The 14,067-nt window shown below is 36.6% G+C and carries 14 protein-coding genes; 12 read left to right on the plus strand and 2 right to left on the minus strand.

Translation table 11 applies throughout. The annotated features are described in order from the left end of the window. The first annotated feature begins 16 nt into the window (after window positions 1-16). From gatC to RUH95_RS14085, 5 genes are all read left to right on the plus strand, one after another. A complete protein-coding gene (gatC, locus tag RUH95_RS14065) occupies window positions 17-307 on the plus strand; it encodes an Asp-tRNA(Asn)/Glu-tRNA(Gln) amidotransferase subunit GatC (protein WP_313893518.1) in 291 nt (96 codons plus the stop codon). Between the two features lie 21 nt (window positions 308-328). Further along, a complete protein-coding gene (gene gatA / locus RUH95_RS14070; protein ID WP_313893519.1) occupies window positions 329-1,792 on the plus strand; it encodes an Asp-tRNA(Asn)/Glu-tRNA(Gln) amidotransferase subunit GatA in 1,464 nt (487 codons plus the stop codon). Between the two features lies 1 nt (window position 1,793). Further along, a complete protein-coding gene (gatB, locus tag RUH95_RS14075; RefSeq protein WP_313893520.1) occupies window positions 1,794-3,221 on the plus strand; it encodes an Asp-tRNA(Asn)/Glu-tRNA(Gln) amidotransferase subunit GatB in 1,428 nt (475 codons plus the stop codon). A 535-nt stretch (window positions 3,222-3,756) separates the two neighbouring features. After that, on the plus strand, window positions 3,757-4,656 hold the full coding sequence (locus RUH95_RS14080) for an acetamidase/formamidase family protein (protein WP_313893521.1): 900 nt from the start codon (window positions 3,757-3,759) through the stop codon (window positions 4,654-4,656). 12 nt (window positions 4,657-4,668) lie between these two features. Continuing rightward, entirely contained in the window at window positions 4,669-5,724 is a 1,056-nt protein-coding gene (locus RUH95_RS14085) for a M42 family metallopeptidase (RefSeq protein WP_313893522.1), read from the plus strand. A 48-nt stretch (window positions 5,725-5,772) separates the two neighbouring features. Here RUH95_RS14085 and RUH95_RS14090 read toward each other — a convergent pair whose 3' ends face one another. Next, on the minus strand, window positions 5,773-7,110 hold the full coding sequence (locus tag RUH95_RS14090; protein ID WP_397469513.1) for a TrkH family potassium uptake protein: 1,338 nt from the start codon (window positions 7,108-7,110) through the stop codon (window positions 5,773-5,775). A gap of 138 nt (window positions 7,111-7,248) precedes the next feature. On the opposite strand from RUH95_RS14090, the gene RUH95_RS14095 reads away from it, so the two are divergent. The 5 genes from RUH95_RS14095 (at window position 7,249) to cydS (ending at window position 11,509) form a co-directional block, all read left to right on the plus strand. Then, window positions 7,249-7,812 (plus strand): thioredoxin family protein, encoded by a 564-nt coding sequence (locus RUH95_RS14095; protein ID WP_313893524.1) that lies wholly within the window; start codon window positions 7,249-7,251, stop codon window positions 7,810-7,812. 77 nt (window positions 7,813-7,889) lie between these two features. Continuing rightward, window positions 7,890-8,801 (plus strand): diacylglycerol kinase, encoded by a 912-nt coding sequence (locus RUH95_RS14100; RefSeq protein WP_313893622.1) that lies wholly within the window; start codon window positions 7,890-7,892, stop codon window positions 8,799-8,801. A gap of 219 nt (window positions 8,802-9,020) precedes the next feature. Then, a complete protein-coding gene (locus RUH95_RS14105; RefSeq protein WP_313893525.1) occupies window positions 9,021-10,367 on the plus strand; it encodes a cytochrome ubiquinol oxidase subunit I in 1,347 nt (448 codons plus the stop codon). After that, window positions 10,364-11,392 carry a cytochrome d ubiquinol oxidase subunit II gene (locus tag RUH95_RS14110; RefSeq protein WP_313893526.1) on the plus strand — a complete coding sequence of 343 codons (1,029 nt, stop codon included), beginning with the start codon at window positions 10,364-10,366 and terminating at the stop codon, window positions 11,390-11,392. Before RUH95_RS14105 ends, RUH95_RS14110 begins: the two co-directional genes overlap by 4 nt. 12 nt (window positions 11,393-11,404) lie before the next feature. After that, window positions 11,405-11,509, plus strand: coding sequence for a cytochrome bd oxidase small subunit CydS family protein (cydS, locus tag RUH95_RS21535; protein ID WP_397469514.1), 105 nt, complete (start codon window positions 11,405-11,407; stop codon window positions 11,507-11,509). Window positions 11,510-12,033: 524 nt separating this feature from the next. Here cydS and RUH95_RS14115 read toward each other — a convergent pair. Continuing rightward, window positions 12,034-12,327, minus strand: coding sequence for an RNA polymerase alpha subunit C-terminal domain-containing protein (locus RUH95_RS14115; protein WP_313893527.1), 294 nt, complete (start codon window positions 12,325-12,327; stop codon window positions 12,034-12,036). A 146-nt stretch (window positions 12,328-12,473) separates the two neighbouring features. Between RUH95_RS14115 and RUH95_RS14120 the strand changes: the two genes are divergently transcribed. Then, window positions 12,474-13,334, plus strand: a complete 861-nt coding sequence (locus RUH95_RS14120; RefSeq protein WP_313893528.1) for a YitT family protein — start codon at window positions 12,474-12,476, stop codon at window positions 13,332-13,334. Between the two features lie 15 nt (window positions 13,335-13,349). Further along, window positions 13,350-14,054, plus strand: coding sequence for a YjjG family noncanonical pyrimidine nucleotidase (locus RUH95_RS14125; RefSeq protein WP_313893529.1), 705 nt, complete (start codon window positions 13,350-13,352; stop codon window positions 14,052-14,054). Window positions 14,055-14,067: the final 13 nt, after the last annotated feature.

Below are 14,067 nucleotides of genomic sequence, written 5' to 3' on the forward strand. Positions count from 1 at the left end.
TTCGGAGGTGTGAAAAATGGCGAATATTTCAAAAGAAGAAGTTAAGCATGTAGCGAATTTAGCAAGACTAGCAATCACAGATGAAGAAGCTGTGAAATTTGCGCTTCAGCTTGGTGCAATTACAGATTTTGCGAAACAATTAGAAGAATTGGACACGACAAATGTAGTACCAACAACACATGTTCTACCACTAGTAAACGTTTTACGTGAAGACAAAGCAGTTAAAGGATTAGACCGTGAAACGATGATGTTAAACGTAAAAGAGCAAGAAGCAGGTCAAGTAAAAGTACCATCTATTATGGACTAATAGTTGTGAGGAGGGAAAGTAATGACGTTATTTGAACGTACAGCGAAAGAGCTACAAACTCTTTTACATAGTAAAGAACTTACAATCGCTGATTTAACAAAAGAAGCATTTGAACGCGTAGAAAAATTAGATGGTGATGTAGAAGCTTTCCTAGCATTGAACAAGGATAAAGCACTTGCAACGGCATCTGAATTAGATCAAGTTCCTTTTGAAGAGCGTGGACCACTATTTGGTTTACCTATCGGAGTAAAGGATAATATCGTAACAGAAGGTCTAGAAACTACTTGTGCGAGTAAAATCTTAGAAGGATTTAACCCAATTTATGACGCAACTGTTGTGCATAAATTACGTGCAGCAGGAATGGTTACGATCGGGAAATTGAATATGGATGAGTTTGCAATGGGTTCTTCAAATGAAAACTCTGCATATAAAACGACAAAAAATCCATGGTCATTAGATCGAGTTCCAGGCGGTTCTTCAGGTGCATCTGCAGCAGCAGTAGCAGCAGGAGAAGTACCATTTTCACTAGGTTCTGATACTGGTGGATCTATTCGTCAACCAGCTTCTTACTGTGGCGTAGTTGGGATGAAACCTACTTATGGTCGTGTTTCTCGTTTCGGTTTAGTTGCATTCGCATCTTCACTTGACCAAATTGGACCAATTACACGCAATGTAACAGACAATGCATTATTACTGGAAGCAATTTCTGGATTAGATGCAAATGATTCTACTTCTGCAGACGTTGAAGTACCAAATTTTGCAGCAGCTTTAACAGGCAATATTGAAGGATTAAAAATTGCCGTACCTAAAGAATTTTTAGGTGAAGGTGTTAGTGAAACAGTACGCCAGTCTGTTCTGGATGCTTTAAAAGTTCTGGAAGCAAAAGGAGCAACGTGGGAAGAAGTTTCATTACCACATTCTAAATATGCTTTAGCAGCATATTATATCCTTTCTTCTTCGGAAGCTTCATCGAATCTTTCACGTTTTGATGGAATTCGTTATGGTTTCCGTGCTGAAAATGCACAAAACTTAATGGAACTTTATAAAGAAACTCGAGCTCAAGGATTTGGGGATGAAGTAAAACGTCGTATTATGCTTGGAACTTATTCTTTAAGTGCGGGAACTTACGATGCTTACTATAAAAAAGCGCAACAAGTTCGTACTTTGATCAAAGAAGATTACGATAAAGTATTAGCAGAATATGATGTTATTATTGGACCTACTGCACCAACACCTGCGTTCAAAATTGGTGAAAATGTAGAAGATCCATTAACAATGTATGCAAACGATATTTTAACTATCCCGATTAATCTAGCAGGTGTACCAGCGATTTCTATCCCATGTGGATTTGAAGATGGCTTACCACTTGGCTTACAAATTATCGGTAATTACTTTGATGAGTCGACAATTTATCGTGTAGCTCATGTGTATGAGCAAGCGACAGATTTCCATAAACAAACTCCTCAAATTTGGGAGGGAAAATAACATGAACTTTGAAACAGTCATTGGATTAGAAGTACACGTAGAGCTAAAAACAAACTCTAAAATCTTCTCTGCGGCACCGAATCATTTCGGAGCTGAGCCAAATACAAATACGACAGTAATCGACCTTGGATATCCAGGCGTATTACCTGTGCTAAATAAAAGCGTAGTCGATTTTGCAATGCGTGCAGCTCTTGCATTAAACATGGAAATCGAACAAAATACAAAGTTTGACCGTAAAAACTATTTCTATCCAGATAATCCGAAAGCGTATCAAATTTCACAATTCGATAAGCCAATCGGTAAAAATGGATGGGTTGAAATTGAAGTAAACGGAGTGAAAAAGCGTATCGGTATTACTCGTCTTCATATGGAAGAAGATGCAGGTAAATTAACGCATGCGGATGGTTACTCTTTAGTTGACTTTAACCGTCAAGGAACTCCACTTGTCGAAATCGTTTCAGAGCCAGATATTCGTACTCCAGAAGAAGCATATGCTTATCTAGAAAAAGTAAAATCGATTATTCAATATACAGATGTTTCGGATTGTAAAATGGAAGAAGGATCTTTGCGTTGTGATGCTAATATTTCTATTCGTCCATACGGAAGAGAAGAATTTGGTACAAAAACAGAATTGAAAAACTTAAACTCTTTCAACTACGTGCGTAGAGGTCTAGAGCATGAAGAAATTCGTCAAGCAGAAGTACTTTCTGCTGGTGGAATTATTGAACAAGAGACTCGCCGTTACGATGAAAAAACAGGAAAAACGATTCTAATGCGCATTAAAGAAGGAACAGATGATTATCGTTACTTCCCGGAGCCAGATTTAGTTGATCTTGTTATTGATGATGCGTGGTTAGAACGTGTACGTGCAGAAATTCCAGAATTACCGGATGCTCGTAAACAACGTTATGTTGCGGAACTTGGTTTATCTCCATATGATGCACATGTTTTAACTTTATCAAAAGAAATGGCAAACTTCTTTGAAGCAACAATTGCTGATGGAGCAGATGTAAAACTTTCTGCTAATTGGTTAATGGGAGAAGTTTCTGCTTACCTAAATACAGATCAAAAAGACCTAAAAGATATTAAACTTACTCCAGCAAATCTTGCGGGTATGATTAAGCTAATTTCAGATGGAACAATTTCATCGAAAATAGCGAAAAAAGTATTCAAAGAGCTTGCAGATAATGGCGGTACTGCAGAAGAAGTTGTTAAAGCACAAGGCTTAGTACAAATTTCAGATGAAGGTGCACTACGCGAAATCGTAACTGCAACGCTTGATGCAAATCCACAATCTATTGAAGATTTTAAAAATGGTAAAGATCGCGCAATCGGATTCCTTGTTGGTCAAATTATGAAAGCAACAAAAGGACAAGCGAACCCACCACTTGTTAATAAAATCTTGAATGAAGAAATCGTTAAAAGATAAATAATAAAGGCCAACTCAGAATTTTAATTTTGAGTTGGTCTTTTTATATGAAGAGAATGGATTCCGTTACAAGCGGACGCTTTCCGCGGGCGTTGCCTCAGCTTCCTCACTTTGTTCCGGGGTATTCGACTAACGCTGTTCCCTCCAGAGTCTCCGCTTTGCACTACATCCAACTAGTTTATAAGAATGGATTCATGTGCGTTCTATTTATTGATTTTATAGAATACTTGCTTCTGCATTTTAGAGTGAATATTTGTAGGCAGCTAACGATGAAACAACTTTTTGAAACAAGTTAATCTCTTTTTAGAAATAAAGTAAAAGAAATAATCATCTATCCTTGTTTGGCCCAAGATTCTAATAATAGTTCTTCTATTTATAAAAAGATGAAACTATGCATAAATATAAGCTTATTGATTGAAGTGGAGGCGGCGACTTCTGTGGAGATCAACGGCGTCTTATTTTCTATAGTTCAAAATTACTTTTTAATATATAATTATCTTTAAATTCAGTTAGTTATAAAAAGAGGGGGATGGGAATGGAAGCGTTAGCATGTGAATCAGGAGTTTATTATGAATTTAATAAAAACAATGCGTACACGAAGAAAGTAGCTTCTGGAACGACTATAAAAATTGAAACGTATGACTGTTATAAAAATCAAATCCAATCCGAAGAGATATCAATGGACGCGATTAATTGGCATGAGATTAATCCGGCAACAGGACCGATATACGTAGAAGGGGCACTTCCAGGAGATATATTAAAAGTACAAATTGAAAAGATTGAAATAGGATCACAAGGTGTAATGATGGTCGGTCCGGGATTAGGGGTAATGGGTCATCGCATAGAAAAGAGAGTTGCAAAAATTCTACCAATTCGAGAAGAAAAAATAATATTCAACGGAATTCAAATTCCATTGAATAAAATGATCGGTGTCATTGGAGTAGCACCCGCCGGAGAAGGTGTAAGTTGTGAAACACCTGGAGCCCATGGTGGAAACATGGACAATAAAATGATTACTGAAGGTGCAACATTATACTTCCCAATTTTTACAGAGGGTGCTCTTTTTAGTTTAGGCGATTTGCATGCTGCAATGGGGGATGGTGAAGTTGGTGTTTCAGGAATAGAAGTTCCTGGGGCAGCAACAGTTACTATAGAAGTTATAAAAGGACCAACGATTCAACATCCAATGCTTGAAAATGCGGAGGTGTTTACTCAAATTGCGTCTGCCCAAACATTAGATGAAGCTACAAAAATAGCTATAGAAGAAATGATCGATAGAATCGTAGAGAAATCTACTTTATCGTTAGAGGAAGTAACGATGTTAATGAGTGCTGTTGGACAAATTGAAATTTGCCAAATTGTTGATCCATTAATGACTGTACGTTTTGTTGTTCCGAAATGGTTATTAGAAGAGTTAGGAATAGAGCTCATTTAAGGAGGAAAATATATGTCTTCATTAAAACGATATTTAAAAGAGTTAAATGACCTAGTTGCTGTTTCTGGTGAGGAAGAAGAAGTAGCTGACTATATTAAAAAAGAACTTGAGCATTCCACTTTAAAATACACAGAGGATAGTTTAGGAAATTTAACGTATATCAAAAAAGGAAGTCATGAAAACTTGAGTCTCTTACTAGCAGCACATATGGATGAAATAGGATTTATCGTTACTTATATAGATAATGACGGATTTATTTATTTTGGTGCAATTGGTGACCATGATGATCGTATGGCAATTAATCAAGTGCTCCAAATAAAAACATCAAAAGGAATAGTTAAGGGAGTTACTGGAACCAAACCGGCTCATGTATTAACAGCTAATGATATGCAAAAAGCAATTATGATGAAAGATATATTCTTAGATGTGGGCACTTCTTCAAAAATAGAAACTGAAAACCTTGGAGTTGAAATCGGTGATTATATAACTTTTGATCGAGAAGGTCAGTTCTTAAATGGTGGATTTATTTTTACTGGGAAAGCCGTAGATAATCGCTCGGGCTGTGCCGTACTTATTGAAGTAATTAAACGCATTGAAAATCTTGATATTAAACCGACTGTTTATTGCACGGCAACAGTTCAAGAAGAAACGGGAATACGAGGAGCAGCACCAGTTGGACATTCTATTCAACCAACAGTTGCTCTTGCAATTGATGTAACGCTTGCGGGAGGGTTACCTGGTCATGATAAACATGAACTACCTGTCTATTTAGGAAAAGGTACGGCAATAAAGTTTTATGATGAAGGAATATCAGTTCCGAAAAAGTTGTCTCGTAAGCTAGTAGAAACTGCGGAAAAGTATGATATTCCATATCAAAGAGAAGTACTCTTAAAAGGAGCTACTGATGCAAGGGCTATAAGTGTATCAGGTAATGGCGTTATGACCGGGGCAATCTCAATTCCATCTAAATATATTCATTCCGGTGTTGGGTGTGTTCATATAGAAGACATGGAACACTCAGTTGAGTTAATCGTCCGTTTCATAGAGGATATGGTAGAGAACTTTTAAATAGTAATGGACCAACTTGAAATTTTCATCACAAGCTGGTCCTTAATATTACCCAGTAAACACCGGGTCATACGGATAACGATAATGTGTTTTCTTTGGTTTCGTTAAAATGAAAAATAAAGTAAGTGGTCCAATTCTCCCGATAAACATGACAATACTAATAAGGATTTCTCCAACAGGAGTAAGATCTCCAGTAACCCCCATTGTTAAACCAACAGTTCCAAAAGCAGAAAATACTTCAAAAACAAGAGGCAACAAAGGAATTCTTTCACTAATTGTGAGCATAAACGTAAAGAAAAATATAACAGCTAAGCTAATCGTAGATATTGCTAAGGAACGAATAATTACTTCTTTCCGAATCGTTCTTCTAAAGAGTTCAGGTTCATCACGAGATCGTAAGAAAGCAAATGTCGCTAAAATAATGACTATAAAAGTTGTTAGTTTAATACCAGAAGCAGTAGAAGCACTACCACCTCCAACGAACATTAGAAACATAGTAAATAATAAAGAAGGGTCTTCCATTTGTCCGTAATCGACCATATTAAAACCAGCAGTACGAGGAGTAACTGCATTAAAATAAGAAGTGAATCCCTTCTCCCAAAAGCCCATCGTTCCTATTGTTCTATCATTATTATATTCTAATAAGAACAAGATAATCGTTGCAAATAGATTCATAGCAATTGTTCCAACGACCATCATTTTCGTGTGGAGCGACCATGCTCGAATCGATTTCTTCTTATAAATATCTACGACTACAACAAATCCAAGACCACCAATAACAAACAAACTAGATAAGATGAAATTGACGATAGGATCACCCGTAAATCCCATCAAGTTATCGGGAAATAAAGAAAATCCAGCGTTATTAAAAGCTGAAACAACATGAAATAGACTATAGTAAAAAGCGTCCTCTAATCCATATATTGGTAGCCAATGAAGGGTTAGTATAACAATAGCGATACTTTCAACAGTTAATACGAATAGTAAGATTAGCTTCGTAAGTTTGACAATACCGCCAATGGATTGTTGGCTAAACGATTCTTGCAAATAAATTCTGTTTTGTAAGCCAATTTTTTTCCCGAGTAAAATAAGTAGTGCTACAGCAAACGTCATTAATCCAATACCGCCACATTGGATAAGAAAAAGTAGCACAAGTTCTCCAAATAAGGTTAAAGTAGCCCCGGGATCGAATACACTTAGCCCGGTAACCGTTGTTGCAGAAGTTACAACAAATAGAGCATCTATCCAAGTGATTGGAGTAGTCGTAGCAAATGGGAGCATTAATAAACATGTTCCAACGACAATTAGAGAAAAGAAGCTACCAGCAATAATAACAGGTGGAGAAATAGTCATTCTTTTCTTTTTATGCTTTAACATAAAAATCACTTCCTCTTTAATTATTGCCGAAAATAATAATTACTGTATGCTTCTTTCTATTTTTTGTCAATACTAAAAATAGTCGTGTCATCTAATTTGAAATAGCTAATCGAACGAAGTATACTTAGCAAAAAGGGGGATGGCAAAATGACTAATGAGCAACGCTATTTTGACAATGCAAAATCATTGAAACAATATATGGACGATATGACAACGAAAAAAGAAGAAACCTTTAGCATATATGAACAGTTTGAAGTACCAGTGGATGATGGATTCATCGACATACTAACAGAAAAATCGCCGTCTATACTAGTTATTACAGAAGACTGGTGCGGAGATGCTATGATGAATAATGCAATTTTACGTAAAATTACAGAAGCAGCTGAAATAGAAGTTCGTGCAGTGTACCGTGATGAAGATGTAACGTTAATCGATCAATATTTAACAAATGGAGGTCGTGCAATTCCTATTTATTTATTGTTAAACAAAGATGGGGAAGTTATTTCTAAGTGGGGACCACGTGCTGAAAAAGTGCAGCAATATGTGATAGACAATAGAGCAAAGTTTCCATCTAAAGAAGATCCGACATTCGAAGAAGTACAAAAAGCATTTTATGAACAAATGACTAAAGAATTCAACGACAATAAAGACTTCCATTTAGCCGTATATGAATCAATTCGCAATACATGGTTACCAGCGCTTCAAAAGTAAATAGATCGAAGAAACTTTTTGTTTGCATATGAAGTCTTTATGGCTATAAGAAAATGTAAGACAGGAAGGAAATAATGATGAAACGTGCAAGAATTATATATAACCCTACTTCGGGCAGAGAACTTTTTAGAAAACATTTAGCAGAAGTTTTAGAAAGCTTGGAAATAGCGGGCTATGAAACATCATGTCATGCTACAACGAGCGAAGGAGATGCTACCCTTGCTGCGATTAATGCCGTTGAAAATGGTTTTGATGTCATTATTGCTGCTGGTGGAGATGGCACGTTAAACGAAGTCGTTGCAGGAGTTAGTACAATGGAAAGACGACCGAAAATAGGACTTATTCCTATGGGAACAACAAATGATTTTGCAAGAGCTGTTCATATTCCAAGAGATATAAAAAAAGCTGTAGAAATCATTATTAAAGGCGATACAATTCCTGTAGATGTTGGAATTGTAAATGACCGATACTTCATAAATATTGCAGGTGGCGGAAGAATAACAGAGCTTACATATGAAGTACCAAGTAAGTTAAAAACCGTGCTTGGCCAATTAGCATATTATTTAAAAGGTATAGAAATGCTTCCTTCGATTAATGCAACAAAAGTAAGAATTGAATATGACGATGAAGTATTTGAAGATGAAGCAATGATGTTTTTAGTAGGTTTAACTAACTCTGTTGGTGGCTTTGAAAAGCTAGCACCAAATTCGAGTATTAATGATGGGAAATTTACTTTATTAATTTTGAAAAAATGTAATATTGCAGATTTTATTCGCCTTGCATCACTTGCGATTCGTGGAGAGCATTTACATGACCCACTCGTAATTTCCACAAAAGCGAAGCATATTAAAGTGACATCAGAAGATAAAGTTCTTCTCAATCTAGACGGTGAATACGGTGGCACAATCCCAGCTGTATTCCAAAATTTATATCGACATATAGAGGTTTTTGTACCAATCGATGAAATTCGAGAACAGGACAGACCGTAAAACTAACCCAGCATTCTTAACAGATTGCTGGGTTTTTCTAAACAATTTTGTATTTGTCCTATTGTAAAGGGGAATTAATAGGGAAGAATGGAATATAGGGAGTGAATGACATGTATAAAAAACAAGAAAAGCACTTGATGTGGCTTGCATTTGTCGTTGCAGGAATTATGCTATTGTCATTTGTTGGACGAATTTTTGGAAGCTAAGGAGGTATAGCAAATGGGAAATGAAGAAGCGGTATTTTTTAGTCGCGTATTAACGGAACTAACTTTATCTTTTCATATCATTTACGCAACCATTGGTGTAGGGGTTCCACTAATGATTATGATTGCCCAATGGGTAGGGATTAAAAAGAACGACGAACATTATATTTTACTTGCAAGACGTTGGGCGAGAGGCTTCGTTATAACCGTTGCTGTCGGAGTAGTTACAGGAACAGCCATTGGAATGCAGCTATCCTTACTATGGCCGAACTTCATGGAGCTGGCAGGAAATGTTATAGCCCTTCCACTATTTTTAGAAACTTTCGCATTTTTCTTTGAAGCAATTTTTCTTGGTATTTATTTATACACATGGGATCGTTTTGAAAATCAGAAAAAGCATTTATTATTACTTATTCCAGTAGCAATAGGAGCTTCTGCATCGGCAGTTTTTATCACAATTGTAAATGCATTTATGAATGCTCCACAAGGTTTCGATATATTGAATGGTGAGTTAATAAATATTAACCCATTGCTTGCAATGTTCAATCCAGCAATGCCAACGAAAGTGGCACATGTTGTTGTAACAGCTTATATGACTTCTGCGTTTGTTTTAGCGTCTATTGCAGCTTTCCGTTTATTGAAAGGATCGAATCATGTATATCATAAAAAAGCATTGTTTTTAACGATAAAAGTTGGTTTTGTGTTTGCAGTAGCAACAGCGATTATCGGTGATTTTTCAGGGAAATATTTAGCTGAATATCAACCAGAGAAACTTGCTGCGGCAGAATGGCATTTTGAAACAGAAGGTAGTGCCCCATTAATACTTTACGGTGTATTAGATGATGGTGAAGTAAAATATGCGATTAAAATTCCTTTTGCATTAAGTATTTTGGCGCATACAAATCCAACAGCGGAAGTAATTGGACTTGATCAGTTCCCGGAGGATGAAATTCCACCTTTATATATTCATTATTTGTTTGATATTATGGTAACAATCGGTGTTTGGATGACTGTTTTATCTGGTGCTTATTGGTTAGGAAAACAAATGAAATGGGCATTTGTAGATTCAAAATTATACCGTTGGTTAATCGTTTTAGGGGGCCCTTTATCGGTTCTTGCGATTGAAACAGGCTGGTGGCTTGCAGAAGTAGGAAGACAACCTTGGATACTGCGAGGGTTAATGCGCGTGGAAGATGCGGCAACAACTAGTGCTCATGTAGATACAATGCTTGTTCTATTTGCAGGGCTTTATTTGGTACTTGGAGTCGGCAGTGTAGTTGTATTAAGACGAATGTTTAGAAAAAATCCGGTAGAACAAGAGCTAGAAGATCGTCATGCTGAAAAAGGTGGTGACATTTCATGACACTTGAAATCATTGGCGTTACTGTGTTATGGATATTTTTGTTCGGTTATTTAATTGTAGCATCCATTGATTTTGGAGCAGGATTTTTTAATGCGTATAGTTTATTGACCGGAAGACAGCATATTTTAACGAATGTAATTCAGCGTTATTTATCACCAGTTTGGGAAGTAACGAATGTATTTCTCGTATTTTTCTTTGTTGGAATCATTGGATTTTTCCCGAAAACCGCATTTTATTATGGCACGACATTACTAATTCCAGCCAGTATCGCGATTATTTTATTGGCGATCCGCGGGTCTTACTATGCGTTTGAGACGTATGGCTCAAGAGGGCATAAAGGGTATTCGTTTATGTATGGCGTGTCGGGATTGTTTATACCTGCTTCGTTATCGATTATTTTGACGATTTCAGAAGGTGGATTTATCGATATGATAAATGGAGCACCGTCACTCAATTACAATGCACTTTTCACTAGCCCATTAACTTGGTCTATTGTCGTGCTGAGTCTATGTTCCGTTTTGTATATTTCCGCTGTGTTTTTAACATGGTATGCGAATAAAGCAGGAGATGCAGATGCAACGAAATTGATGAGAAAGTACTCGCTAATTTGGGCATTGCCAACGATTATTACCGCGGGGGGAATAATGTTTGAATTACGTTCACATAATCCAGAGCATTATAGTAACATGCTTGATATTTGGTGGGCGTTTGCAGTGTCGTTTTTATTGTTTGTAGGAACGGTTTGGTTTTTATATAAAAAACGAAATTATGGATTGGCGTTTGGATTATTAGCTGGACAGTTTTTAGTTGCGTTTTTCGCTTACGGTTTTGCGCATCGTCCTTATTTGCTCTATCCATACTTAACGATTTACGATAGTTTTACGAATGAAGCAATGGCGATTTCTTTGATCGTTGCATTTATTGCAGGGTTAGGGTTACTTATTCCATCGTTGTATTTGTTATTACGTCTGTTTTTATTCAATAAAGATTATGTTCGTGGCAATAAAAAAGATAATCATGCATAAGGAGGAGCCACTATGACAAACTTTTTTATATTTTACGCACCATTTATAGTTCTGGCCGGATCAATTGTCGTAGCCTTTTGGGCGGCTTCAAAAGATGGAGCAATTAAAGAGAAATAAGAAAAGAAGAAAGTATATAAAAAGGTTCCATGAATACAGGGTATTCAGTGGAGTGTATTTCATTACAAGCGGACGCTTTCCGTGGTGCGCGGCTTCAATCTCCTCGTCGCGAAAAGACGCTCCTGCCTAGTTAGAAATAGACAGACAATTTTGGTATGAAGTAAATATGTCATTTACTTCTCCACTTTATATTCAAATGTAGAAGTGGCGCTTTGTAAAAATCTACAAAAAGCTGCCAAAATTGCATCTTTGGCAGCTTGCAAAGTAAATAGAACCGACTTGCTTCTCCTAGTGCCAAAGATATTTAACAACTTGGCACGGAAGTTTTTGGCGAGCGAAAGGCGAACATTTTCCATACGATGACCGAAAAAAGCTTGTTGGAAGCGGCGCAGCCACTTCCAACAAGCTTTTAAAATTTTCCGATCATCGTATAGCCTAATGGGAAGCCTGAAGCGAGGCAGAAACTGGGTTGTTAAGATGTTTTAGATTTAAAGGACCCGGCCACCTTTTACCTGGTTTTCTCATTAGTTTTTAAATTGTAATCCCGCTTCCTGTAAAACGGTTCGAAGTGTTGGCAAAGAGGCTGGTCCGATACCGTGAAGTTTCAAAAGCTCTTTTTCACTATACTGTGACAGCAGTTGCAAGGTAGTTATTTCATGATGTTCTAATGCTCGTCTCGCTGGTGCGGAGAGTAGGGAAAGAAATCCGCTCGTTGGTTTACGTTCTTGCTCACAAATGGGACAAGTAGGGCACTCGCTACTTTTATAGTATTCATGTCCATTCTGGCAAGTTCTTAATGTTTTTTGCGAAGCTGTCATTTTACATATCTCCTCCGTATCGTTATATTGTAGAACGAATGTTTGTATATTTCAATAAAGAAGCTTAAAATTTATAAGATTAATGAACTATTCATCAAAGTTTGTTAAAATGGTTATGCATTCTAACAACAAGAGGAGAACGACATATGGTAAAGAAAAGTAGCACGAAAACAGTAGTTTTTGAATATATTCAAATAATGTTTGGAGCAGCTCTAGTCGGCGTTTCCTACAATATATTCCTATTACCATCCAAACTCGCTGCAGGAGGAGTTTCTGGGATAAGTACGATTCTTTATGAACTTTTTCAATACAATCCTGCTTATGTTCAATGGCTTATTAATATTCCATTATTCTTTTTAGCAATCATTATTGTAGGGAAAGATTTCAGTTTAAAAACGCTTGTTGGAACAATTTTTGTTCCATTAGTTATTTGGTTGACGTCCGATATTAAGATAATGATAGACAATCCACTTCTAGGAGCCATTTACGGTGGGATTATGTTAGGAGTAGGTCTTGGTATTGTTTATCGAGGAAATGGATCAACAGGTGGTACGGCATTAATTGCGCAAATACTGAAGAAATTCACAGGTATTTCTAGCGGGTTTTCTCAGCTTTTAGTGGACGGATTAGTTGTCATTACGTCTGCACTTGTTTTTAATTTTGAATTAGCGTTGTACGCAATGATGTCCATTTATGTATCAAGTAAAGTAATTGATTTTGTACAATTACAATCTTCAACAGCTAAATTAGTGCTTATTATAACGGATAAAGAAGAAGAAATCCAAGAGATTGTCAAAGAAGAGATTAACCGTGGATTGACGAAAGTCAAAACAATTGGTGGTTACACAAATGATGAGAAAACAATGATTTTATGTGTAGTAGAGCAATCAGAGGCAGTCTATTTTAAGAAGCTAATATTAGAAAGAGAGCCAACTGCATTTGTCATTTTCTTAAATGCATCTGAAATACTAGGACGAGGTTTTTCAAAAGCGCGATTTGATGAATAAAAGGATGGGATATTAATGAAATACGATGTTTTGATATTTGATTTGGATGACACATTATTTGATTTTGGAATGACTGAAAAAAATGCACTTCACCATTCTTTTACGGAATACGGTTTGCCAAATGGTTTAGCGGATTATTTAGCAAGCTATAAAGCGATTAGCAAAGTATTGTGGGATGATTTAGAGCATGGACGTACAACTTTAGACGTGCTGAAAGTGGAGCGTTTTAAACGATTATTTACGGGGCATGAATTAGACATAGATGCGGAAGCTTTCGGATATAAGTATTTAGAGAACTTAGGGAAAGAAGTGCATATGATTGATGGAGTAGAGGAGATGTTTGCTAATCTTTCTGACTGTCGATTTGCTTTATTAACAAATGGTTTTAAAGATGTTCAGCATGCAAGAATTGGTGGATCTACGTTAAAGGATTTGTTTGAGGTTTTAATAACGTCAGAGGAAACTGGTTTTCAAAAGCCACAAGCAGAAATTTTTGCGTATACATTGGGCAAGTTGCAAATGCCAAGTAAATCTCGTGTGCTAATGATTGGTGACTCACTGTCATCTGATATTCAAGGTGGAAATAACTTTGGTATTGATACTTGTTGGTTTAATCCTCATAGGAAGGATAATGGAACAGGTATTCAGCCAACGTATGAAATTCAATCGTGGGACGAGTTAGTTGAAATTGTTCTTAAACATGTAATGGAAGTGAAATAAGCAAGGAGAGTGC

This window comes from Psychrobacillus sp., from assembly GCF_032154225.1.
GTDB lineage: Bacteria > Bacillota > Bacilli > Bacillales_A > Planococcaceae > Psychrobacillus.

What these genes read in the sequence shown, in the direction of transcription:
- RUH95_RS14080 (WP_313893521.1), top strand. Translation starts at nt 3,757, where the DNA reads ATGGAAGCGTTAGCATGTGAATCAGGAGTTTATTATGAATTTAATAAA.
- RUH95_RS14100 (WP_313893622.1), top strand. Translation starts at nt 7,890, where the DNA reads ATGAAACGTGCAAGAATTATATATAACCCTACTTCGGGCAGAGAACTT.
- gatC (WP_313893518.1), top strand. Translation starts at nt 17, where the DNA reads ATGGCGAATATTTCAAAAGAAGAAGTTAAGCATGTAGCGAATTTAGCA.
- RUH95_RS14125 (WP_313893529.1), top strand. Translation starts at nt 13,350, where the DNA reads ATGAAATACGATGTTTTGATATTTGATTTGGATGACACATTATTTGAT.
- RUH95_RS14095 (WP_313893524.1), top strand. Translation starts at nt 7,249, where the DNA reads ATGACTAATGAGCAACGCTATTTTGACAATGCAAAATCATTGAAACAA.
- RUH95_RS14115 (WP_313893527.1), bottom strand. Translation starts at nt 12,327, where the DNA reads ATGACAGCTTCGCAAAAAACATTAAGAACTTGCCAGAATGGACATGAA.
- RUH95_RS14110 (WP_313893526.1), top strand. Translation starts at nt 10,364, where the DNA reads ATGACACTTGAAATCATTGGCGTTACTGTGTTATGGATATTTTTGTTC.
- gatA (WP_313893519.1), top strand. Translation starts at nt 329, where the DNA reads ATGACGTTATTTGAACGTACAGCGAAAGAGCTACAAACTCTTTTACAT.
- RUH95_RS14105 (WP_313893525.1), top strand. Translation starts at nt 9,021, where the DNA reads ATGGGAAATGAAGAAGCGGTATTTTTTAGTCGCGTATTAACGGAACTA.
- RUH95_RS14085 (WP_313893522.1), top strand. Translation starts at nt 4,669, where the DNA reads ATGTCTTCATTAAAACGATATTTAAAAGAGTTAAATGACCTAGTTGCT.
- gatB (WP_313893520.1), top strand. Translation starts at nt 1,794, where the DNA reads ATGAACTTTGAAACAGTCATTGGATTAGAAGTACACGTAGAGCTAAAA.
- RUH95_RS14120 (WP_313893528.1), top strand. Translation starts at nt 12,474, where the DNA reads ATGGTAAAGAAAAGTAGCACGAAAACAGTAGTTTTTGAATATATTCAA.
- cydS (WP_397469514.1), top strand. Translation starts at nt 11,405, where the DNA reads ATGACAAACTTTTTTATATTTTACGCACCATTTATAGTTCTGGCCGGA.